Source organism: Chitinivorax tropicus (genome assembly GCF_014202905.1).
Classification (GTDB): Bacteria; Pseudomonadota; Gammaproteobacteria; order Burkholderiales; family SCOH01; genus Chitinivorax; species Chitinivorax tropicus.
In genome coordinates, this window is the sequence record NZ_JACHHY010000016.1 from 41,804 (window position 1) to 64,517 (window position 22,714).

Here is a 22,714-nt window from a genome sequence, read left to right on the forward strand (position 1 = left end):
CATTGGATTGGTCAGGTATCGGTGCCCCCCAGCAGTGACGCAAGCTCGACGGCGGTTTTCACGCCCATTTTCTCTAAAATGCGGGCGCGGTGCACCTCCACAGTTTTCATACTGATGTCCAGCTCGTCGGCAATCACCTTGTTGAGTTTGCCTGCAATGATCAGTTTCATCACTTCTCGCTCGCGTGGGGTCAAGTATCCCAGGCGGGTATCGATACTCTGCTTTGCGGCCCAGCGGGTTCTTGCCTGCTCGTCCCCGCTCAGGCAACGCTCGATCATGTCCACCAGCTGATTGTCATTGAATGGTTTTTGAATGAAATCCGCCGCCCCCCCTTTGAGTGCCCCCACCGCCATTGGGACGTCGCCATGGCCAGTTAGGAAGATCACTGGTGGTTGGTATGAATGCTCTTTCAGCTGTTCGAACACCTCCAGCCCCGAAAGGCCGGGCATGCGGACATCCAGCACGATGCAGCCGAATCTGTCTGGATGGTAATCCGCAAGGAATGCTTCACCGGACTCAAAGGCAACCGCTTCAAGCTCACGGGTGGAAAACAGCCAGACCAGCGCATCACGGGTGGCTTCGTCGTCATCAACGACACAAATGGGACGATTATTCGGCATGGGTCAACTCCTTTTCCCTGATGACCGGTAATGTGAAACAAAAGCAGGCTCCCGTTGTGCAGGGTTCCGCCCAAAGGTGACCGCGATGGCTTTCGATGATGGAGCGGCAGATGTTGAGCCCCATTCCCATGCCCTCGGCCTTGGTGGTGTAGAAGGGCATGAACAATCTGGCCAGCTCAGTCTCTGGAATTCCACTGCCCGAGTCCTGAATCCTGACCGTCAATTTATCTTCGGACAGGCTGCACTCGATCGCAATGCGTCGCGCACGGGCTGGCGTATCCGCCATCGCCTCGATGGCATTTTTGACCAGATTGAACAGCACCTGTTCAATCATCACGCGATCTGCCAGTACGGTAATGGGTGCGGCAGGTTGCTCCAAGGTCAATTTGACCGATGCCTTGCGCAGCTCGGCGGACAGCAGATTCAGCACGGTTTCCAGCATCTCGCCAAAATCACACTGGCCACGGTGTGGCTCTCGACGCTGCACGAACTCACGGATACCACGGATGATCTGCCCCGCTCGTCGTGCCTGCTCACTGATTTTGGTCAATGCCTGGCGCAGCATGGGTAATGAAGGCTGTTCGTGGTCCAGAACATTCAAGCCGCCTGTGCCATAGCTGGCGATGGCTGACAGGGGTTGGTTCAATTCGTGTGCCAGACTTGAGGCGATTTCGCCCATGCTGATCAGGCGGGCAGTCTGCTGCAGTTTTTCGGCGTGCTGCCGTTCCAGGTCTGCCGCCGAGCGCGCTTCTGTGATGTCAGAGGCGATATCCATCCAGACATCGCTACCATCGACCCACACGCTACGGCGCCGATGGACATGGTACCAACGCTGATTACGCGTATCGAATACCTCTGTATCGGTGGTATCGCCAATGCCATATGGCGTGATCGGCACTACGCACAAAGGCGCGTCATCTTCATAGACATTGAAAATCGCGCGGAAATGGTGATTGCACATCAGCAGTTGCCTGCCATTGATCTGCGTGACCGATACCGCTGCATCCAGGCCATTCAACACAGCCACAAACCGCTGCTGAGAGGCTTGTAGCGCTTCCCGCTCGCGTTTCAGCTCAGTGATATCATAAAGTGAGCCAACCCAGCCAACATGCCGGCCATCCGTATCAATCAAGGGCGAGGCATACACCCGCACATCAAAGCGCCGACCATCACGATGACGCAGGCGAGTGGAATAGCCTTTGCCTGATGCGCCGCCCTCCAACACCCGGCGAAACGCTTCTTCATTGTCCTCCACGGACTCGTCTGGCCAATAGTGGCCCTGCGCTTCCGTGCCCAGCAGCTCACCCTCGCTGTAGCCAACCATTTCGCAGAAGGCACGATTGGCATAAGTGATGCGCCCACTACGATCAATCGCGATCATGCCAGATCGGAGGGAATCCTCCATCGAACGTCGCCATGCCATGGCCCGCTTCAGTCGGACTTCAGTTTCCAACCGTTCACGCATGTGGCGACGCAAGCTCCACAATGACCACACCATCAACACAGACAACCCGACCAGCGCCGCTGGCAAGCCCTCAGTCAAAATGCTGCTGCCACGTTTATAGCTTTCCGCTCGCAGCTCCAGCGGGTACCCGAATGCATCAAAAATCACGCTGTGGGTATAGGGTGTTTTATCCAGCCCCAAATCCACCTTAGTTGCCAACAGACGCCCACCCGGCTCGTGGATACTGATCTGATAACGTTTGGCAATCCACCAAGGCACCAGGTTCTGCAGTAAGTTTTTCAGTGAATATTTGACAGCCAGGAGCCCAACTACTCTGCCGGAATCCATGATCGGCACAAACCCGATCAAGTATGGCACCTCTCGGCTGGAAGCATTGGGGATCTGCACCGGGCTGAAATCAGGCAAGGCAAGGCGTAAGGTTCGTTGCCTGTTTTCAATCACACCTTCACTGCCCAAGACGGCAGCGTCGATGCTTTCCAAGGGTGATTGCCGCTCGATACGCCCTTGCACATCCAGCTGCGCCACGCCGGTTATTTCAGCGTTGACCGTCATGGTAAAACGCACCTGGGCTCGATACTTGGCGTCATCGATCTCATCGGCGGCGATTTGTCTGGCAAAGGTTTCCATGGTGTGCTGATTGGTCTGCAACTGCAGACGAATCGCCTGCTCAAGCCACAGCACATCTTCAATCAGAGAGTCCTGTCGCTCCTGCTGTTCATTGGCATGCAGAATCCATAAGAAACACAGCAAAGCCGCAATGAACAACAGCAGCATCAGATTGGGCATGGCCCACAGCCAACGCGCTTGCGAGGGTAGCGAAATCAGACGCCACTTCATATTTGACTCAGCCTGCCAGGCGGCGTGAGTACGCCATGTTGCCAACGTTCATTCAATGGAATTACCTGCCATGTCATTTGAATTGAAAATAGAGCTCTGCATTGCATATGGATTTCCAGGTTGGCGCCAGCGCGACTTTCCCTAGTTTTGCTGACATGACTCACCCACTTGGCCATGGTCATGGGCCAGGGCCAAGCACTAGGGTGCATGCCATGTAAACCATTTGGAACATCAGGACAGACCCGGCGGTCGACCAAAAAGCAAACGGGGCAGCCTGCCCCGTTTACCAACAATCAACTTGTGTATTGTTTCACGTGAAACCCAAGCCATGTTGAGCTGCATTCAGCTGTACCTGTTTGGCACCTCTTATGCCTGGGTAGTTCTCACAGATATCTATCCCAGCAAGCGTGATTTCAGCAGATCCAACCCCATGTCCAACAGGCCACCAGACTCTTCAATTTGACCATTGGGCGTCAGCTTATCGATGACCTGAGGCAACAATCCAGCCAATTGACCTGTCAGCTGCTCAGGCGCAACACCCAGCTGGGAAGCCATTTGCCCGATCTGTGAATTGCCCAACACCTGTTGCAATTGATCTGCGGAAACAGGCAGATTGTCACCCGTGCCGATCCAGGACTGGATCAGATTTCCCAGCCCTTGTTGCTCGAACAAACCAACCAGGTTCTGCAAGCCGCCCTGCCCCAATAGATTGCTCACCAACCCTGACAGACCCGATCCGTCGGGCTGTCCCGCAACCGCTCCCGCCAATTCATCGAACAAACCCATTTTCGTTCCTCTTCACCACAATTGAAGTCAGATACGCACGGCCCGACTGCCCGAGTTGACCCAGGCAAGTAGCTGCCCCGCGACTTGCTTGAGCGGCAACACCAGTTCGGTTGCGCCTATCAACGCAGCCTCTCTTGGCATGCCATAGACGACGCAGCTTGCCTCGTCCTGACCGATAGTATGCGCGCCCGCTTGACGCAATGCCAACAATCCTTGTGCACCGTCTTTGCCCATTCCCGTCAGTAAGGCGGCCACGGCATTCGCCCCAGCCACAAGTGCAATCGACTGGAACAAGACATCCACTGATGGTCGATGATGGTTGACGCGGTCACTGCCGTCCAGCTCACACACGTAGTTGGCACCGCTGCGTTTCAGCTTCAAGTGGGAATGGCCAGGGGCGATGTAGGCATGCCCAGGCAAGACGCGCTCGCCATGCTCTGCTTCTTTCACCACAATCCGGCACACATCGTTCAAACGGCGGGCAAAGCCGCTGGTGAACTGTTCTGGCATATGCTGCGCAATCATGATCCCCGGCGAATCCGGCGGCATGCTGGCCAACACCTCGCGAATCGCCTCAGTGCCCCCTGTCGATGCACCAATGGCAATCAATTTCTCAGTGGACATGAATTTGGGCGGAGATTTGACGATGGGCGTCGGGTCACTGGTCGATGGTGGTGATTCCAGCCGTCTGACGCGGGCCTTGGATGCCGAGCGGATCTTTTCGATCAACACCTCTGCGTAGTCTTGCATGCTGCGCTCGATGTCGACTTTAGGCTTGGCGACAAAATCAACCGCACCCAATTCCAACGCTCGTAAGGTGATGTCAGAGCCAGCCTCTGTCAGACTCGATACCATGACGACCGGTGTGGGTTTCAAACGCATCAATTTTTCGAGGAAATCGAGACCGTTCATCCGTGGCATTTCCACATCCAGTGTCACCACATCCGGCTCCAGCTCACGAATGACCTGTCGGGCGTTGAACGGATCACTGGCCACGCCGACCACATCGATGTCGGGTGCGCTGTTCAAAATATCACGCAGCACCGCCCGCATGAGCGCGGAGTCATCGACTACCACAACGCGGATTGGCTTTGACACACGGCCTCCCGATTAGCCAAACAGTTCCACATCACCTTCAACCGAGGAATACTGCAAGCGCTGACCATATTCACGCTCACGCGCGACGATGGTGTCATTGTGGACACTCTTGAGCTTTTTGACCAACACCTTGCCGGACGTAGGAAAGAAATAGATCTTGCGCGGATAGACATCCAGCAGGTCCTGGGCGACGATGGGTATCTGCTCAAAGCCCAGGTAGTTTTCGACAAAGCGAGCATTACGCTCACCCACATTGGCCACAGTAAAGCCACGCAGCACATTGCCACCACCGAATACTTTGGCTTCCATGTGGCTGCGCTTTGCGCCAAGCTTCAACAATTGATTGATCAATACTTCCATCGCATAACTGCCATAGCGAGCAGATGCAGCCAGCGGATTGCCCATGTCGCCAGCTCCCCCTTCCGGCAGCATGAAATGGTTCATGCCGCCGACGCCACTTTGCTTGTCACGGATACACGCCGAGACACAAGAGCCCAACACCGTCACCAATACCATGTTGCGCCCGGTGACGTAATACTCACCAGGCATGATCTTGGCGGCCTCACAATCGAAGTTCTTGTCGAAGTACAACGTTGGCGCAAGCGCCTCTTCATACCCACGTTGCCCAGTCATCGATGACCTCGCTTTAGTGTGGTCTGTGCATTATTGGCATGCACATACGCGGTATTGCCGATGAGCTTCAGGTAATCCACCACATGATGGAGGCTTTCGGAATGCCCAGCAAAGTAGACCCCATCTGGCTGCAATCTGGCGGCCAATTTCTCGACAATGCTTTTCTGCGTTGGTTTATCGAAATAGATCATGACATTGCGACAGAAAATCACATCGAATCGGCCTTCCACGTCATACGCAGCATCCAGCAGATTCAATTGGCGAAACTCGATCAGCCTTCTCAGATCCTGCCTGACTCTGACTTGTCCTTCATTCTGCCCATTGCCCTTCAGGAAAAAGTGCTTGAGGCGGGTATTGGAGAGGCGCTCCACCCGCTGCACCGGATACACACCTCGCCGGGCGGTTTCCAGGCAGTGCGTATCCAGGTCGGTGGCAATGACCTCGACCGGAGGTGACCATGTCCCAAAATGCTCGACGGCCACCATGGCAATCGAGTAGGGCTCCTCTCCAGTCGAGCAGGCAGCGCTCCACACCCGAAACTTGCCCGCGTGTTGTTGGTGAGCCTCGAAATACTCTGCCAGCATCGAGAAATGATGCGCTTCACGGAAAAATGAGGTCAGATTGGTGGTGAGTGCATTGATGAAGGCTTGCCACTCATCGGTTTCCTGCCCTTCCAGGCTATCCAGATAATCCTGAAAGCGTTTCATGTGCAACACCCGCAGCCGCCTGGAGAGTCGGCTGTAGACCATGTCGTACTTCGATGGCTCCAGCTTGATCCCTGCTCTGGCATAGATCATGGAGCGGGCGCGCTCGAAATCACGCTGGGTGTAGACGAATTCCTTTACATCGGACATGCCGGCCTGGCCTTTCCAATCCGAAGATCAAAACTCTTCCCAATCACCATCATCCGAATCACCACCAGCAGGCAAAGCCCTGGGCTTAGGGGGTTTGGAAGCAGGCTTGGGCAAGGCCTTGGTACCCTTGGTGACAGGTTTGCTGGCGCCGCCTCTGCCTGCGCTGGATGTACGGGTGACGCTCATCCCCCCATGGCGGGCGCTTTCTTCCATCTTGAACATCATCACCGCATCCACCAGCTGCCGCGCCTGTTCTTCCAGGCTTTCCGCATTCGCTGCCGCCTCTTCCACCAGGGCCGCGTTCTGTTGTGTACCCTCGTCCATCTGGGTCACGGCTTTGTTCACCTGTTCGATGCCGTCGCTTTGCTCCCGGCTGGCTGACGAGATCTCGCTGATGATGTCGTTCACTCTTTGCACCGAGGTGACGATTTCATTCATGGTGCTGCCTGCGTCTTCCACCAGCTTGGTGCCGTCGCTGACCCGGCTTACCGAGTCTTGGATCAGGTCTTTGATTTCCTTGGCTGCCGCTGCGCTGCGCTGCGCCAGGTTCCGCACTTCGCCTGCCACCACCGCGAAGCCTCGCCCTTGCTCGCCAGCTCGTGCCGCTTCCACGGCGGCGTTCAGCGCCAGGATGTTGGTCTGGAAGGCGATGCCATCGATTACGCTGATGATGTCTGCGATCTTTTTCGAGCTGTCTGCGATGCTGCCCATGGTGGTCACCACCCCTGCCACCACGCGGCCTCCTTTCTCGGCAATCTCGGCGGCGCTCTTCGCCAGCTGGCTCGCCTGGCGGGCGTTTTCGGCATTCTGCTTCACAGTGCCGGTCAGCTCTTCCATGCTGGCGGCGGTTTCTTCCAGGCTGGCGGCCTGCTCTTCGGTTCGTTGTGATAGGTCGGTGTTGCCCGCCGCGATCTCGCTGGCAGCCGTGTTGATGGCATCCGCACTGCCCTTGATCTGTGACACGATCGAGCGGAGTTGATCCACACAGGCATTGGCATCATCCCTGATCCTGGCCAGCTCGCCTTCGTATTCCGTCTCGATCTTGGTGCGCAGATCACCATCCGCCAGACAACCCAACAATTCACCCAGGTCGGCAAAAGCCTGTGCCATCCGATCCAGCAGCTGATTGATGTTTTCGCTGACAACACGGATGAACCCATCCTTGCCTTCCATCGACACCCGATCACTGAGATTGCCCTGGGCCGCAGACATCACGATCCGTTGGACTTCCTGCTCGACAGCCAGCTCCTTGGTGCGATCCAGCCACTCGACAGCGGTGCCCAGTCGTTCACCACGGTCGTTGATGACCGGCGTCACCGTCAGGCTGAAGGTGCGGCTACCCAGCTTGATGGTCGATCGATGGGTGGCGGACAAGCTGGCAAGCATGTTGCGCTGATGAGCCGGGTTTTTATGGAACACATCGATATTGGTTCCAATCAGCTGCGCCACATTGAAGTTAGGCAATGCCTGGCGGATATCCGCCTCAGCCTGGGTCAACATCTGCACAATGGATTTGTTCAGATAGATGATGTTGTAAGACGCATCGGCAATCATCACATTGGTCAACACGTTGTCCAGCCCGACTTTGACGCGGGTGCTCTCCTCAGACACCCGACGCGTCTCGGCCACGTCAAAGCCCAGGCGAACCTGTAGGCTTTGCAGACCTTGCATGACCTTGCCGATCTCATCATGACGGGAGATATCGATCTGGTTTCTGAAATTGCCTGATGCAACCAGCCGGAACACTTCCATGATCCGGCTCATCGGGCCCAGGGTCGAGCGGATGATCCAGGTCAGCATGATGGCGGACAATATCAAGCCCGCCACGGTGAATGCGATGAAGAGGTTTCTGGCGTTCTTGTAGGCTGCTTCTGCTGCATCAACCTGCTTTTTCCCCGCTTTGTTCTGATACGCGAAAATCTGCGCTGTTGCCTCGCCCAGGCCCTTATTCAAAGCAGGAAGCTGTGTCGTGATACGCAAGGCTTCTTTGACATCCCCAGCCTCGATCGCTTTCGACAGCGGCTCGACCCCCTGCTTCATCAACGCCGACATGGCCTGATCGACGGAATCAGCCAGCGCTTTGTGCTCACTGGAATGTACCAATGCCACATACCCTGCCCATGCTCGCTTGGCATCTTCAATCCGGCGCATCGGCCCCTGTGTGGAAACTTTTTCCGCCGTTTTGGTCGGCCCCGCTGCTTGCAGCCGATTCAACAAGACCAATAGGCCCCCTCGCCCCTCGCCCATCGCCTGGGCTGATTCGCCCAGATTCTGCAGGGCGACGACACGGTCGTCATACAGTTTCTGCAATGACGCACGGCTTTCACCCAGCTGCCGCAGCCCTTCCGATGCCAGCAAAACCAATAGCACCAGCAGAAAACCAAATGCCCCCAGCAGACGCGTTTTCAGGCTGATATCGTTCAGCTTGTACCAAGGGGTGGCCTTGACCGCCCGCCCTTGGCGAATGGTCATGCCTGCGGCCCGTTTCTCACGGAACTGCCGATAGATATCTTCTGCCGCGCGGACTTCCTCCAGGCTGGGTTTGACCCGCACCGACATGTAGGCGACCACCTGTCCGCTTTCGTAGACTGGTGTGGCATTGGCCTTGACCCAGTAAAAATCACCATTTTTGCAGCGATTCTTGACCAGCCCCACCCAAGGGCGCCCGGCTTTGAGCGTGGCCCAAAGGTCAGCGTAGGCCTCTGGTGGCATGTCGGGATGCCGGACAATGTTGTGCGGCTCGCCAATCAGCTCTTGCTCGTTGAACCCACTGATGTCGAGGAAGTCCTGGTTGACATAGGTGATACGACCTTTCAGATCGGTCTTTGAAACGATCATGGTATTGTCACGCAGTGGCACTTCGACCTGCGTTACCGGCATATTGACCCGCATGGTTTCTCTCCAGATGACCAGCCTGGTGACACAATGTCACGGCTTGTCAACAAAACCTACACACCGATCAGTAAGCACACTCCATCAGATGGCTCACCAGCTCCGTGATTTCAAAATGCTTCCCAGGTATCGTCCTGATCCTGCTTGCGTGGCAGCAAGCGCGTGGCAGGCGGCCTGCCCCGCACCGGAGAGCCACCCTGGCTGGACTTGAACCCGGATACGACTTCCACCAGCTGGTGCGCCTGCTCCTCCAGCCCTTTTGCATTGGCAGAGGCCTGCTCGACCAAGGCGGCATTCTGCTGCACCCCTGCATCCATCTGCCGGATCGCAGTCCCGACCTGCTCAATACCATCGCTTTGCTCTTTGCTGGCGGTTGAAATCCGGGTAACGATGTCATTCACCTGCTGCACGGACTCGACGATTTCATTCATGGTTGCGCCCGCATCCGCCACCAGCTTGGCACCTTCATTAACCCTTGTCACAGAGCTTTGAATCAGGTCTTTGATCTCCTTGGCCGCCGCTGCACTACGTTGTGCCAGGTTCCTCACCTCTCCTGCCACCACAGCGAAACCACGCCCCTGCTCACCGGCCCGCGCCGCCTCCACAGCGGCGTTGAGCGCCAGGATATTGGTTTGAAACGCAATGCCATCAATCACGCCGATGATGTCCGCAATCTTTCTGGAGCTATCCGCAATGGCATTCATGGTGTGCACCACGCCACCCACTACCTTTCCACCTTTGGCTGCGATCTCTGCCGAGCCTTTGACCAGCGTGCTGGCATGCTGGGCGCTGCTGGCATTCTGTTTGACCGTTTCGGTCAATTGGGCCATGCTGCCGGTGGTCTGCTCCAGGCCACTGGCCTGCAATTCGGTTCTCCTTGCCAAGTCGGCATTGCCGGTAGCGATCTCACTTGCGGCCATATTGATGGCGTCTGCTGTCTCTCTGATCTGTGAAATGACTTTCTGCATCTGCTCCAGACTTTGGTGAATGCTGTTCTGCATCACCGCCAGATCGCCGTTATATTGGCGCGTCACCGTTCTGGTCAGATCCCCTTCCGCCATCGCTTCCAGCACCGCACCCACATCCTTGATCGCAGTCGATGTGGTTTCCATGATCCGATTGATGCCCTCTGCCGCTGCGCGTAGGAATCCACTCTTGCCACTAGGGGATGCACGCCGGCTGTAGTCACCCTCTGCCGCAGCTTCGATGATGCTTTCCAGCTCCGCTTCTGCCTTGATCTGCTCTGTCAGATCCGCCCACTCGACCACGGTCCCCAGGCGATTGCGCTGCGCATCCAGCACCGGGTTGACAACCAGCTGCAGGGTCAATTTACCGACCTGAATGCGGGCCCGATGTGTGGTGGCCAAGTTACCCAACACCTGTATCTGATGGTTCGGGTTCTGGTGAAAGCGATCAATGCTGCCACCCATGACCGATGAAACATGAAACCCTGGTATGACTTGTTGCAGCTCTTGCTCTGCATGCTTGAGTAACGCCATCACCGCCGGGTTGGCATAGACGATCTGACGCTGGGCATCAGCAATCATGACGCCGGACGACACGGAATCCAGTGCCACTTTGACACGCAGATTGTCCGCGAGCTGTGTGGCGATCTCGTCCTGCTGGTTTTGCATATCATCGAGAATGGCGTTGAATGAGTTGGCCAGCTGGTTGAACTCACCAGTCAGCCCTCTTAGCCGGGTGCGGTAGTCACGGGTATCACGTACTTGTTGAATGGCGCCCACCACCTTGTTCACCGCCTGGCTGATGCTGCGCGCCAGCAGCCCCCCCAGCACAAATGCCAACACCACCGCCACCGATGCAAACAAGATGCTCTGCTGTTTCGCCTGCCCCTCTACCGCCGTGGCCTGCTGATCAATCTGATCGGCCCAGGCTGTCAACTGGTCAGTGAAGGCACCTTGCTGCTGCTCCATCTTTTCAAACTGTTGATTGAAATCATCCAACAACGCCTGGCTGCCTTTGGCGTCATTGAAGATGCGTTCAACAATGGTTTCTGCGCTCCGCTCATATTCGACAAAGCTGGTTTTGGTCGCTTCCAGCGTCTTACGGATATCGTCAGGCAGCTCCAGCCGTTCAATCGCCGCAATGTTTTCCTTCAACACTTGACGGTGTTCGGCCAAGTCCACTTTCACTTCTTTGAATTTCTCTTTATCCCCTTCTCGGGCATAAACCACCGCCTGCAGGACATCTGCCCGCAACCCGTCATGAATCATGTCCATCAACACCTGCGAGCGCACTGCGATGAAGCTACGTTTGAGGCCAGACTGGGCTTCACTGAGCGCACTGACGTGACGGTGCTGTGACCAGCCCATCAGCGCCACCAAGCCCGCCATCAGCATGGCAAACAAGTAGAGTTTGTTTTTCGTACTGCCTTGCTTCATATCACGACATCCTTGGCTTGCAGCGGATTGGTGGATAGGTCACACGGCCATCTCCCCACGCGCCTGCAAGCGACATACAGCGTGGAGCATGAAACCGTATCAATGAAGCCTAGAATTCCTCCCAGTCGCCGTCCTCCACGTTCCCTGCTGCCGGTAACGCCTTGGGCTTGGGGGCCGGTTTGGGCACTGCTTTGGTCATGGCCTTGGCACCCTTGCCAGCGGTAGGGCGGGCAACACTGCCCCGACTGGCGCTCGGCCTGCGGGTGACGCTCATCCCCCCATGGCGGGCGCTTTCTTCCATCTTGAACATCATCACCGCATCCACCAGCTGCCGCGCCTGCTCTTCCAGGCTTTCCGCATTCGCTGCCGCCTCTTCCACCAGGGCCGCGTTCTGTTGTGTACCCTCGTCCATCTGGGTCACGGCTTTGTTCACCTGTTCGATGCCGTCGCTTTGCTCCCGGCTGGCTGACGAGATCTCGCTGATGATGTCGTTCACTCTTTGCACCGAGGTGACGATTTCATTCATGGTGCTGCCTGCGTCTTCCACCAGCTTGGTGCCGTCGCTGACCCGGCTTACCGAGTCTTGGATCAGGTCTTTGATTTCCTTGGCTGCCGCTGCGCTGCGCTGCGCCAGGTTCCGCACTTCGCCTGCCACCACCGCGAAGCCTCGCCCTTGCTCGCCAGCTCGCGCCGCTTCCACGGCGGCGTTCAGCGCCAGGATGTTGGTCTGGAAGGCGATGCCATCGATTACGCTGATGATGTCTGCGATCTTTTTCGAGCTGTCTGCGATGCTGCCCATGGTGGTCACCACCCCTGCCACCACGCGGCCTCCTTTCTCGGCAATCTCGGCGGCGCTCTTCGCCAGCTGGCTCGCCTGGCGGGCGTTTTCGGCATTCTGCTTCACGGTGCCGGTCAGCTCTTCCATGCTGGCGGCGGTTTCTTCCAGGCTGGCGGCCTGCTCTTCGGTTCGTTGTGATAGGTCGGTGTTGCCCGCCGCGATCTCGCTGGAGGCCACGTTGATGGCATCTGCCGCTTGCTTGATGCGGGAAACAGTCTCCTTCAGCTGCTCGACCAAGCCGTTGATCCCCTCACAGAGCTGCGCCATAGCACCGGTCCGCGTACTGGTGTCGATCATCTGGGTCAAGTCACCCGCAGCAACCTGCGATACCACCACCAACGCCTCATCAACAGCCTCCTGCAGCATCTTGGCAGCATGAACCTGATCGGTGACATCAGAAGCATATTTGACGACTTTGAAGGGCCGCCCGCTGGCATCGAAGATCGGGTTGTATGAGGCTTGTATCCAGATCTCGCGGCCACCCTTCGCAATCCGCTTGTACTGGCCAGCATCGAACTCACCTCGCCCCAGCTTTTCCCAGAATGCGCGATACTCAGGGCTTGCGCGGTAGGCAGGGTCAACAAACAGGCTGTGGTGCTGGCCCTTGATCTCGCTGAGCGAATAACCCAGCGCGTTCAGGAAATTGTCGTTCGCATTGAGAATGCGACCATCCAAGGTGAATTCAATGACAGCCTGTGACTTGCCAATGGCTGCCAACTGCCCGGTGTAATCAGCCAGTTGTTCTTTTTCCTTGGTGATGTCGGTGGCAAATTTGATGACCTTGATGGGGCGGCCATTGATATCAAGGATCGGGTTGTAGGAAGCCTGAATCCAGATCTCTTTACCTGACTTGGTGATGCGCTTGTATTGGCCTGCATCGTAATCCCCCCTGCCAAGCTTCTCCCAAAATGCACGATAGGCCGGGCTGTTGCGCTCAGAGGGGTCTACAAACATGCTATGGTGCTGGCCTTGTATCTCACTCAGCGAGTAACCCAAGGCGTGCAGAAAATTGTCGTTGGCGTGCAGGACACGGCCATCCATCGAGAACTCGATGACGGCCTGCGATTTGCTGATTGCAGCCACTTGACCACGTAGCTCCTGCAATTCAGTGTCATCTTTCATGGGGATGGCGGATTTGCTGAAGAATTGGCTGAAGAAAACCATGGCAGCACCTCGACTAACGAGCACAATCTCTGAACAGAGGCCAGCCATCACCAGCCTCAACCTTGTACCAGCCTGGACAACTCAAGCAATGACTGCTTCGACAAGACCCATATCTTCGCTGGACATCAGCTGCTCGATGTCCGTGACAATGATCATGCGATCATCGATGGTGCATAGGCCGACGATATAGCGCGTATCAAGGATGGTTCCAAAATCCGGCGCGGCGCGAATCTGATCGGTCTGCAGCGACACGACATCGGACACCGAGTCCACCACCACGCCCACCACGCGCTGGGCGATATTGAGGATGATGACGACCGTGAACTGGTCGTAGACCGGATCACCCAAACCAAATTTGATCCGGAGATCGACGATGGGGACAATCGAGCCGCGAAGATTGATGACGCCTTTGATGAACCCAGGGCTGTTCGCAATCTGGGTGACTTTGTCATACCCACGGATTTCTTGAACCTTGAGGATATCAACTGCGTACTCCTCTTTGCCCAGGCTGAACGTCAGATACTCATTGGCGATGCTGGCAACACGCGATTCCTCATCCATCTTGAGCCTCCGTTTTGGCATTAGCTTTGCGACAAGCGCACGATTGCTGCGACATCCAGAATCAGCGCCACCCGACCATCTCCCATGATGGTTGCCCCAGATACGCCAGGTACTCGTCGATAATTGGTTTCCAGGCTCTTGATCACCACCTGATGCTGCCCCAACAAGGCATCCACCTGTAGCGTGATCTTCACACCGTCAGCTTCCACCACGATCAGCAGTGCGTCCTGTGGCCGCTGATATTTTGGTTCCACGTGAAACACTTCATGCAGGCAGACCAACGGCAGGTATTCATTCCTGACATTGAGCACCCGCCCTTTGCCCGCCATGGTGCGGATATCTTCGGGCTTGGGCTGGAGTGATTCGACGATAAACCCAATCGGCAAGATGTAGACTTCGTCACCGACCGCCACCGACATGCCATCCAAGATGGCCAAAGTCAGTGGCAGCCGGATGGTGATGCTGGAGCCCCTACCCGCTGTGGAACTGATGTCGATGCGACCGCCCATGCTTTCCACATTGCGTTTGACGACATCCATGCCTACTCCACGGCCAGAAATATCTGTCACCTGATCGGCTGTGGAAAAGCCAGGTGCAAAGATCAGTAGCCAGACATCGTTGTCACTCATGCCATCGTGGACAGGCAGGTTCTTTTCCTTTGCCTTGGCCAGAATCTTGTCACGCCTCAAACCTTGTCCATCATCTGTTACCGAGATGACCACATTGCCGCCCTGATGGGCTGCAGACAGTGTGATGGTCCCTTTCTCGGCCTTGCCATTGGCCCGCCGGACATCTGGCAATTCGATCCCATGATCCACACTATTGCGCACCAAATGTGTCAATGGGTCAGCCACACGCTCGATCAGCCCCTTGTCCAGTTCGGTGCCCTCTCCGATCAGTTTCAATTCAACCTGCTTGCCCAGCTTGCCTGCCGTGTCCCGCACCATGCGTGGAAAACGGCTGAATACAAAACTCATCGGCAGCATTCGGATCGACATGACTGCTTCCTGCAGGTCACGCAGATTGCGCTCCAGCAGCGCCAGCGCCCCTTGCATTTCCTCGGAAACAGTCAAGCCACAGGTATCTGCCGTCTGTGCCAACATGGCTTGGGTGATGACCAATTCACCCGTCAGGTCGATCAGCTGATCCACCTTCTCTACGCTGACGCGGATGGAGGACTCAGCACTGGCTTGTTTGCTGGCAGCCGCTGCAGGTGCAGCGGCCTTGGGCTGGGCCGCTGGCACGGCAGCAGCAGGTGCAGGGCTTGGCTCGATCGGCGCGAATAGGCCAAAGCCTTCTTCCTCATGCAATACAGGCGTCTTGGCTGGGGTGCCATCGGCGGGCAGAAACAGCCCAAAGCCTTCCTCTTCATAGGCAACATGGGTTTCTTGTGTATCTGACTGCGACTTGACCGGGCTGCCAGGGCCATCCACATACAGACCATAGCCCTCGCCTTCTTCGACCGGAACAGGCTCATCAGGTGAATCTGCCGGAACCCCTGGGCTATTCATAAACAGGCCGTAGCCTTCTGCCTCGACAGCGATGGGTGCGCCATCCAGGTCTGCTGATATATCTTCCAGTGAAATCCGCTCTGGTGGGCTCAGAAACTCCAGAAACTCATAGAGCTCTTCCCGGGCCAAGCTGCTGTTGAGCTCAACGACCGATGCCTCAGGGGAAAAATGCGCCGATAACAAGGTGCCATAATTGGGCGCTTGCTCCTCCAGCACCTCGAAAGAGTGTTTTTCCAGAGATTGGATGGAGATACGGTAGCGACGCTCCAGCCCTTGCGTAACCAAGCTTGGGGCGCTTGTCTTGGCTGGTGTACTGGGTTGGGCACCCGTTGGGGACGAGCCATCCAGGGCGTGCAATTCCGCGCAGATCGCCTGCTGGGACGCCACCTCCGGCTCACCACCCACTCGATGCGTTTCCAACATGTGCCTCAGCACATCGATTGCCTTGAGAAAGACATCCACCATCAATGCAGTCAACTGCACCTTACCATGGCGGATACGATCCAGCTGATTCTCAAGGATGTGGGTGACGTCAGCGAGGTCTTTGAAGCCAAAAGTACCGCTACCACCTTTGATGGAGTGCGCTGCACGAAAGATGGAATTCAATTCCTCGGCAGTGGGGTTGGACAGATCAATGGAAACCAGTTGCTGTTCCATGGTGTCCAGGTGTTCCGCTGATTCCTCAAAGAACACCTGGTGAAATTGACTGAGATCGATGCTCATATCGAATCAGCCATTCAGCCGAGAACACGTTTGACCACATCTACCAATTTTTGCGGATCAAACGGCTTGACCAGCCAACCCGTTGCGCCAGCCGCCCTACCCTGCGCCTTCATGCTGTCGCTGGATTCCGTTGTCAGCATCAAGATCGGCGTTGTACGGTATTCAGGCATTGCCCGAAGTGTTTTGATCAGGGTCAGGCCATCCATTTTCGGCATGTTCTGATCCGTCAGAATCAGGTCGAATTTTCCGGATTTTGCTTTGGCCACACCTTCCGCTCCATCTGATGCATCCACGACTTCATAGCCAACAGCTTTCAGCGAAAAAATGACCATCTGGCGAATCGAGGCAGAATCATCAACCGTCAATATGCGCTTGCTCATGATTAGGCATCATCTCATGTTGAATGTTTGAATTCAGAATAGCTCCACAGACCCAGAGTCCATGCTCACTTGTGCTACAGGTGATAACTTGGTGGTACTGAGCTCCATATGACGCTCATCAGATAGCTGGGCGGCTTTGTCCACCTCCTCGATCACCATCGGCAGCGACATATTGGGAACTCCTTGTAGGTGTTTGACTGGCTCCAACAAGTGCTCGACATGGATTTGGGCATGCCCCAGAAGCTGGCCCGCCAGATCCTGAAACTGCAGATTGGTCACCGCCTTGCCGACCAATATGTCAAACTGGGCTGCCGTGTCCGCCAGCTCGCGCGCCATCGCATCATTCTGCTCATTGATCTGTTTGATCACTTCCATCATATAGAACACATGTTGTTGTGCTCTCAATGAGCCGGTCATGTCATTGGAGGCAATCTTGGTCATCGATGCTTCCGCATTGCTGACCGCTTTATGCATACGATCCATCTGCTCTCGGATCTGGTGGCTGAAACCCGCTGTCCGTACAGACAAGTTCCGCACCTCGTCAGCCACCACCACAAACCCTCTCCCCGCCTCGCCAGCCCGGGCAGCTTCAATGGCCGCATTCAACGCCAGGAAATTGGTCTGCCTGGCAATGCCCTCAATCTCACCCAGAATCCCCCCAACCTGCTCGACCATTTTCCAGATCTCATCCATCTGATCGACCAAACTGACCGCCATCTTTGATGTTTCAGTGATCTGCGTCACAAAGGATTTCAAGGTGGTGCCCACTTCAGACAGAAACGCCGAAAAATTCACACCTTCAGAATTGTCAGCGGTCTTCGATTGCTGCCTTGTCCGGTCATTGGTATCCAGCAGGTCGCGTGTCAGTTGTTGTTGTCGCGACGACACGCCATTCATCTCGTGAAAGACAGAGATCAGTTGCACCCCTGCATCCGAGATCAAAGAGGCCAAGCGGCTCATCTCCTGCCCGGCGAGATCCCCTTGCTTGGCGCAATTGTTGCCCAATTCACCCAGCTTCTGGATCAACTCGTTGATCTGGTTGGGCAACAGGTCACGCTGTTGAGCGTGCTCCACAGGTTGAGCACCCGAGTGATTGAGTAGAAATGACTTTGCGGAAAAAGCGATTCCACCCGTCATCAAGACTGAAATGAGCAGGCCCACCCCCTCAAGCCACCAACCAAGACCTGCCGACAGCCCCGAAAAGAGCAATACAGACATGAATAGCCGAGGCACCGACACCACGTGTCTCCTCCTGTTTTTGGACCTGCGAATGAACAAACCCTTCCACGGGTACAGATACAGCCCGCAGTCTCTTCCGTTTTAGTTGGCACCCGATCATGGTGCAAGGCATTTCACTGGCGTATCAAACCGGCCCTGTCGTCATTTCCAGCAGGGCCGTCAGGTTCTACTTATAGTTAAATTCTGATCACTCTGCTGAATGTCTTTGTTACGAGGTGACTCCATGATCAAGAAAATCGATGCCAGTCAGCTGAAGGTTGGCATGTATATTCACGATCTGAGTTGTGATTGGATGTCACACCCGTTCGTGCGCAACCGCTTCAAGCTCAGCTCCGATACTGAAATCGAGAAAATCATCCAGGCCGGCATCCACGATGTATACATTGATACCGACCGAGGCTTGGATGTCAGTGATGCCCCAACCCAGAACGAAGTCGAAACCGCACTACAGCAGGAGATGCTGGAAATCGTCAGCCGCGCAGATCCCGTAATCATCAGGGTCAGTGCTGCGGAGGAAAGCCAACGCGCCAAGCAGATCAAGAATCAGGCGGCATCGCTGGTGCGCAATGTCATGCAGGATGTCCGGTTGGGCAAGGCCATCCAGCTCGAACAAGTCGAGCCGGTGGTCACCAACATCACCGAGTCGATTCTGAGGAATTCCGGGGCATTGATTGGGCTGATGCGAATCAAAAACAAAGACGACTATACCTTTTTACACTCTGTCAGCGTGTGCACCCTGCTGGTGGCATTCTGTCGCTCGGTCGGCATGAATGAAGAGCAGACCCGGCAAGCGGGGCTGGGCGGTCTGTTGCATGACACAGGTAAGGCATTGGTACCAGACGACATTTTGAACAAACCTGGTCGTTTGACCGATCAGGAATTTGATGTGATCAGGCGACACCCCAAGGATGGCTTTGACATATTGCTGAAAACACCGGGTGTCGGTGAAGTTCCGCTGGATATCACCCTGCACCACCACGAGCGTGTCGATGGCAGCGGCTATCCAGACAAGCAGGCAGGAGAAGGCATCAGCACCTTGGCCAAAATGGCCGCCATTGTCGACGTCTATGACGCCATCACCGCAGATCGCTGCTACCACAAGGGCATGCCCGCCACCGACGCGCTACGCAAACTGCTTGAATGGAGCAAACACCACTTTGAACCGAGACTGGTGCAGGCGTTCATGCGCTGCGTCGGTATCTATCCTGTTGGCACCCTGGTGCTGCTCAAAAGTGGCAGATTAGGGGTCGTGATGGAACAGAATGACGGTAATCTGGTATCCCCGAAAGTGAAGATTTTCTTCAGCTCAAAATCGAACACCTATATCCCGCCGCAGGAGATTGACTTATCCAAACCTATGGGAAAAGGTGGTGCCGACAAGATCGTCAGCCACGAAAACCCCACCAAATGGGGCATTGACCCCAACCGCTTCCTCACCACATGACCTGCTCCAGCCCCTCTGCCGACCTCAGACTTGATAAATCAATAGCTTCAACAGCTGGCTGACCTTCCATTCCGCATAGAAATCGACACGCGGCGTGCCGACTGGGGTTTGGCCTGTCATTTTTTTATCAGAAATTGTTCTTCGAAATAACAAAATAATCTGTTATATCAGAAATGGCAAATATATAGCCTCATTTCGCGCAATAGAGCTGTTTTTACATATTTTATCAACACGCTCAGCACCAGCCACCTAGCCGATCGTCAGGTATTCCATTGACAATAAATATTACTTATGGCAAAAAACTGTAAGAAAATTTTATTAATTGCTACATATCAAACATTACTGCTTTGTCATATTATTGACGCGAAGCACAAATCCATGTGCATAATTCGCCTTGGGAGTCATACCCAATTCAGAAAGGAGTTTCCCAATGCAAGTGTTGAAGAAGACCCTGACCGGTGCGGCCCTGGCTACCAGCTTGGTGCTCATGTCCGGTATCACCAATGCGGCCACTTACAATGTAGGCGAACTGACCAAGTACACCAACGTTGTGATCAAACCTGGTATCAACGGCGACGACACGTTTGCTGATACCTTCAAGTTCTCTGTCGGCGAAAAATTCAAGCTGGGTGCATCACTGGCTGAAATCAATGCAGCTGGCCTGCCCAACATCCTGAATCTGGATGCGCTGAGCGGCAATCTGTACAAGTTGGTGAATGGTAGCTGGACTGCCATGAACCTGGGCACCTCGCTGTCCGGCAGTGGTGTTCTGTCTGGCTCGTTCTCTTCCGGCGTGCTGGAAGCTGGTCAATACCGTCTGAACATCAGCGGCATCCTGTCTGGCGTGTTTGGTGGCGGCTATGGCCTGAGCCTGCATGCCAATGCAGTACCAGAGCCTTCCGAATACCTGATGATGCTGGCAGGTCTGGGCGTGATTGGTTACGCTGTACGCCGCAAGCGCGCGCAGTAATCGATACTGACCACATCAGGCGTTTTCAGCCTGGCGTGGTCTGGCCTTGTAGAAAGCAAACGGGCACAGCAATGTGCCCGTCTTTGCGTGGTGCTGCCCAGTACCCAGGCTTTCCAGCAGCCTAGGCAGTCGCCTGCTCAAGCCTTGTCAACCAGATCATCGCAGCCGCATCGGTTGATCCACACATGTCTGCACTTGGACGTAAGCTGCCGCATACCGCAGGGCGGCGCGGGTCACCAAACAGCTGGCATCGATTGTCCATGGTCAGTTGGGCACAACGTACACCAGCTGGCTTACCAGATGGCATGCCTGGAATGGAACTTGAAATCGATGGCGCAATACAACACGCGCCACAGCCTGGGCGACATTCCATCACGCTACCCGGTGCCATCAACTACATGCCTTTTGTTTTTTCAACCAGCTCAGACCACCGCTGTTTTTCCATAAAGCATGGTACTGCTGGCGATAGGCAGCTCCTTCCTCCGCTTGAGAATCGCCAGGCTGTGCCCGTTTGGCGCGACTTTGTATCAACATGGCGGCCAGTTGCGGGTTGGTCTGTATGCCCCGCTCCAGCACGGTGGTTGCCTGTTCTTCATTGCCCACCAGGAACAAGGCCAGCGCATGGTTGAAACACATTTCTGCATTGTCCTCGGAAAAAGCTTCTCCCAATGCAATCATCTTATCCAGCTGATTTGTTGTCAGATACTGATAACCCAAGTGGTAACGTAGCTGCTGTTCATCCGTAGGATTCAACCCCAGCACCAAGCGCTCCAGGTGCTGAAGTTGCACGTCGCCAGATTGTGTCAATGCCATGACCCCCAGCATGCGTAGCAGTGGCCGGTTTTCTGGCTTGCGCCAAGGCAATTGCACTGTCCCTTGCTGTTCACTGCTCAATAGCAAATCTGTAATGGCTTCAATCCGCACACTCAGTTGCTCCAGCACAGGCAGAACGGACTCGTCTTTTTCTTCATCCAGCATTGAAGCGAGGAAATACAACTGATCCAGAATCGTCACATTGTCAAATGCTGTTGGATTTGCCTTCAGCCAGGTCAACCATTTATCACGCTGTGCCAACACGTCCCACAATGCCTCTTCCTGCTCAGATGTGTCCCCCTGTATCGATCTCAGCACCTCTTCCCAGGTCGATTCCAGCGTCGCCAGCTCTGGTAGCGCCTGCAGCACCATCCCACCATCTTCAGCAGGTTGAAGGGTGTAGCGGGCCTGCGCAACGGGTAGCGTATCCAACAGTTGCCCCAATGGTGCAAACCAACGGTATTCCTCTTCACTGGCCATGCCCATTTCACGCTGTATTGCAGCAGGGTCAGTAATCACCTCTTCCATGAACGATAGTGGCTGTGCATACAGATGTGGGCTGATCTTTTTGTAATGCGCCCGCCAAAACGCCGCTCGCTCGACAGCTCGGGCAACATCATGGCCTGCCAGCCACAGCGTAACCTCCAAAGGGCCCAACGCTGGGTGATCCGGCGCCAGATGCTGGGCCTTGCTGAACGCCTCCATGGCCAGATCGTGTTCGCCGGCATCGGCATGGATTGCAGCCAAGCGCCGCCAAGCCACCGCTTGCAGAAACTGGCTCTGGCAGGACAACACCGCTTCCAATAATTGTGTGCGCTTCTTGGGCTTATTGAGTGCCAGATAGCTATCCATCAACACATCAAAGGCCAACTCAGCACGCTCATCCAGCAAAGCAGATTGTTTGAAAATCGGCTCAAGCAATAGCACTGCGCGCTCGTGCTGATTGCGCTCAGCCCACCCTATCGCAACGTCCGCGAGCGCCTCCAGATCCATCCGCCCCAGCGGCAGGCGCTGTAAATGGGCTTTGGGCACTGCGGCAAGCACATAGGGCAGAAGATCCTGTACTGACAACACGGGCAGCCCCGCCTCAAGCGCGGCGCAGCAGTGTTTATACTTGAGCCCCGAGCCGCAATCACAAGCTGCATTCCGCTCTGTCTTTGGCCATTTGACCGGGCGATAATCATTTTCTGGTCGTGGCAGTACATTGCAGATTGCTTTGGCCAACAGTCGCATCAGCCTGGGTGCGTGCTCCGCTGTGATGGGGCGATTGAACACTTCCGAGGCCTTGGGTGCCCAAACAGCTACCATCCATTCACTCAATCCAGCAGGATCGGGTTGCTTGATCGCATTGGCCACGGTTTCGCTCAACAATTCATCCAATGCGTCCCGCTTGGGCTCCATATTCATCTACGTCCTCATTCAATTTCATTCAGCCCAGCAGCCATCCAGCCGTGGGCAACTAATAATATTTTCACCCCACAGAG

The 22,714-nt window shown here is 55.4% G+C and carries 17 protein-coding genes; 2 read left to right on the forward strand and 15 right to left on the reverse strand.

Annotated features, from left to right (window positions below):
* Positions 1-11 precede the first annotated feature (11 nt).
* The 13 genes from HNQ59_RS12920 to HNQ59_RS12980 all read right to left on the reverse strand — a co-directional run bounded on the left by HNQ59_RS12920 (position 12) and on the right by HNQ59_RS12980 (position 17,982).
* Complete coding sequence (locus HNQ59_RS12920; RefSeq protein ID WP_184040072.1) at positions 12-620, reverse strand: response regulator transcription factor; 609 nt, start codon at positions 618-620, stop codon at positions 12-14.
* Entirely contained in the window at positions 610-2,922 is a 2,313-nt protein-coding gene (locus HNQ59_RS12925) for a PAS domain-containing sensor histidine kinase (protein WP_184040074.1), read from the reverse strand. The genes HNQ59_RS12920 and HNQ59_RS12925 overlap by 11 nt, the downstream gene beginning before the upstream one ends.
* Before the next feature lie 393 nt (positions 2,923-3,315).
* Positions 3,316-3,708: a YidB family protein gene (locus HNQ59_RS12930; RefSeq protein ID WP_184040077.1), complete on the reverse strand. Its 393-nt coding sequence runs from the start codon at positions 3,706-3,708 to the stop codon at positions 3,316-3,318.
* Positions 3,709-3,735: 27 nt separating this feature from the next.
* The gene (locus HNQ59_RS12935; protein WP_221320241.1) at positions 3,736-4,761 is read right to left on the reverse strand and encodes a protein-glutamate methylesterase/protein-glutamine glutaminase; all 1,026 of its coding nucleotides are present in this window, start codon (positions 4,759-4,761) and stop codon (positions 3,736-3,738) included.
* Positions 4,762-4,818: 57 nt separating this feature from the next.
* Positions 4,819-5,439 (reverse strand): chemoreceptor glutamine deamidase CheD, encoded by a 621-nt coding sequence (gene cheD, locus HNQ59_RS12940; RefSeq protein ID WP_184040083.1) that lies wholly within the window; start codon positions 5,437-5,439, stop codon positions 4,819-4,821.
* A complete protein-coding gene (locus HNQ59_RS12945) occupies positions 5,436-6,293 on the reverse strand; it encodes a CheR family methyltransferase (RefSeq protein ID WP_184040086.1) in 858 nt (285 codons plus the stop codon). Before HNQ59_RS12945 ends, cheD begins: the two co-directional genes overlap by 4 nt.
* A 27-nt stretch (positions 6,294-6,320) precedes the next feature.
* Complete coding sequence (locus HNQ59_RS19855; protein WP_184040089.1) at positions 6,321-9,185, reverse strand: methyl-accepting chemotaxis protein; 2,865 nt, start codon at positions 9,183-9,185, stop codon at positions 6,321-6,323.
* 110 nt (positions 9,186-9,295) lie between these two features.
* On the reverse strand, positions 9,296-11,587 hold the full coding sequence (locus HNQ59_RS12955; protein WP_184040092.1) for a methyl-accepting chemotaxis protein: 2,292 nt from the start codon (positions 11,585-11,587) through the stop codon (positions 9,296-9,298).
* Positions 11,588-11,696: 109 nt separating this feature from the next.
* Positions 11,697-13,589: a methyl-accepting chemotaxis protein gene (locus HNQ59_RS12960; RefSeq protein WP_343074276.1), complete on the reverse strand. Its 1,893-nt coding sequence runs from the start codon at positions 13,587-13,589 to the stop codon at positions 11,697-11,699.
* Between the two features lie 81 nt (positions 13,590-13,670).
* The gene (locus HNQ59_RS12965) at positions 13,671-14,150 is read right to left on the reverse strand and encodes a chemotaxis protein CheW (RefSeq protein WP_184040095.1); all 480 of its coding nucleotides are present in this window, start codon (positions 14,148-14,150) and stop codon (positions 13,671-13,673) included.
* 20 nt (positions 14,151-14,170) lie between these two features.
* Complete coding sequence (locus tag HNQ59_RS12970; RefSeq protein ID WP_184040098.1) at positions 14,171-16,384, reverse strand: chemotaxis protein CheW; 2,214 nt, start codon at positions 16,382-16,384, stop codon at positions 14,171-14,173.
* A gap of 14 nt (positions 16,385-16,398) precedes the next feature.
* Positions 16,399-16,764, reverse strand: a complete 366-nt coding sequence (locus HNQ59_RS12975) for a response regulator (RefSeq protein WP_184040101.1) — start codon at positions 16,762-16,764, stop codon at positions 16,399-16,401.
* 33 nt (positions 16,765-16,797) lie between these two features.
* Positions 16,798-17,982, reverse strand: a complete 1,185-nt coding sequence (locus HNQ59_RS12980; protein WP_184040104.1) for a methyl-accepting chemotaxis protein — start codon at positions 17,980-17,982, stop codon at positions 16,798-16,800.
* Between the two features lie 244 nt (positions 17,983-18,226).
* Here HNQ59_RS12980 and HNQ59_RS12985 point away from each other — a divergent pair, with 244 nt between their 5' ends.
* Both HNQ59_RS12985 and HNQ59_RS12990 read left to right on the forward strand, forming a co-directional pair.
* Positions 18,227-19,447, forward strand: coding sequence for a cyclic di-GMP phosphodiesterase (locus HNQ59_RS12985; RefSeq protein WP_184040107.1), 1,221 nt, complete (start codon positions 18,227-18,229; stop codon positions 19,445-19,447).
* A 430-nt stretch (positions 19,448-19,877) separates the two neighbouring features.
* A complete protein-coding gene (locus tag HNQ59_RS12990; RefSeq protein WP_184040110.1) occupies positions 19,878-20,417 on the forward strand; it encodes an FxDxF family PEP-CTERM protein in 540 nt (179 codons plus the stop codon).
* A gap of 121 nt (positions 20,418-20,538) precedes the next feature.
* Here the strand turns inward: HNQ59_RS12990 and HNQ59_RS19700 are convergent, their stop codons facing one another.
* Positions 20,539-20,790: a YkgJ family cysteine cluster protein gene (locus tag HNQ59_RS19700; RefSeq protein ID WP_246490992.1), complete on the reverse strand. Its 252-nt coding sequence runs from the start codon at positions 20,788-20,790 to the stop codon at positions 20,539-20,541.
* A gap of 17 nt (positions 20,791-20,807) precedes the next feature.
* Entirely contained in the window at positions 20,808-22,637 is a 1,830-nt protein-coding gene (locus tag HNQ59_RS12995) for an SEC-C metal-binding domain-containing protein (RefSeq protein WP_184040113.1), read from the reverse strand.
* Between the last annotated feature and the right edge of the window lie 77 nt (positions 22,638-22,714).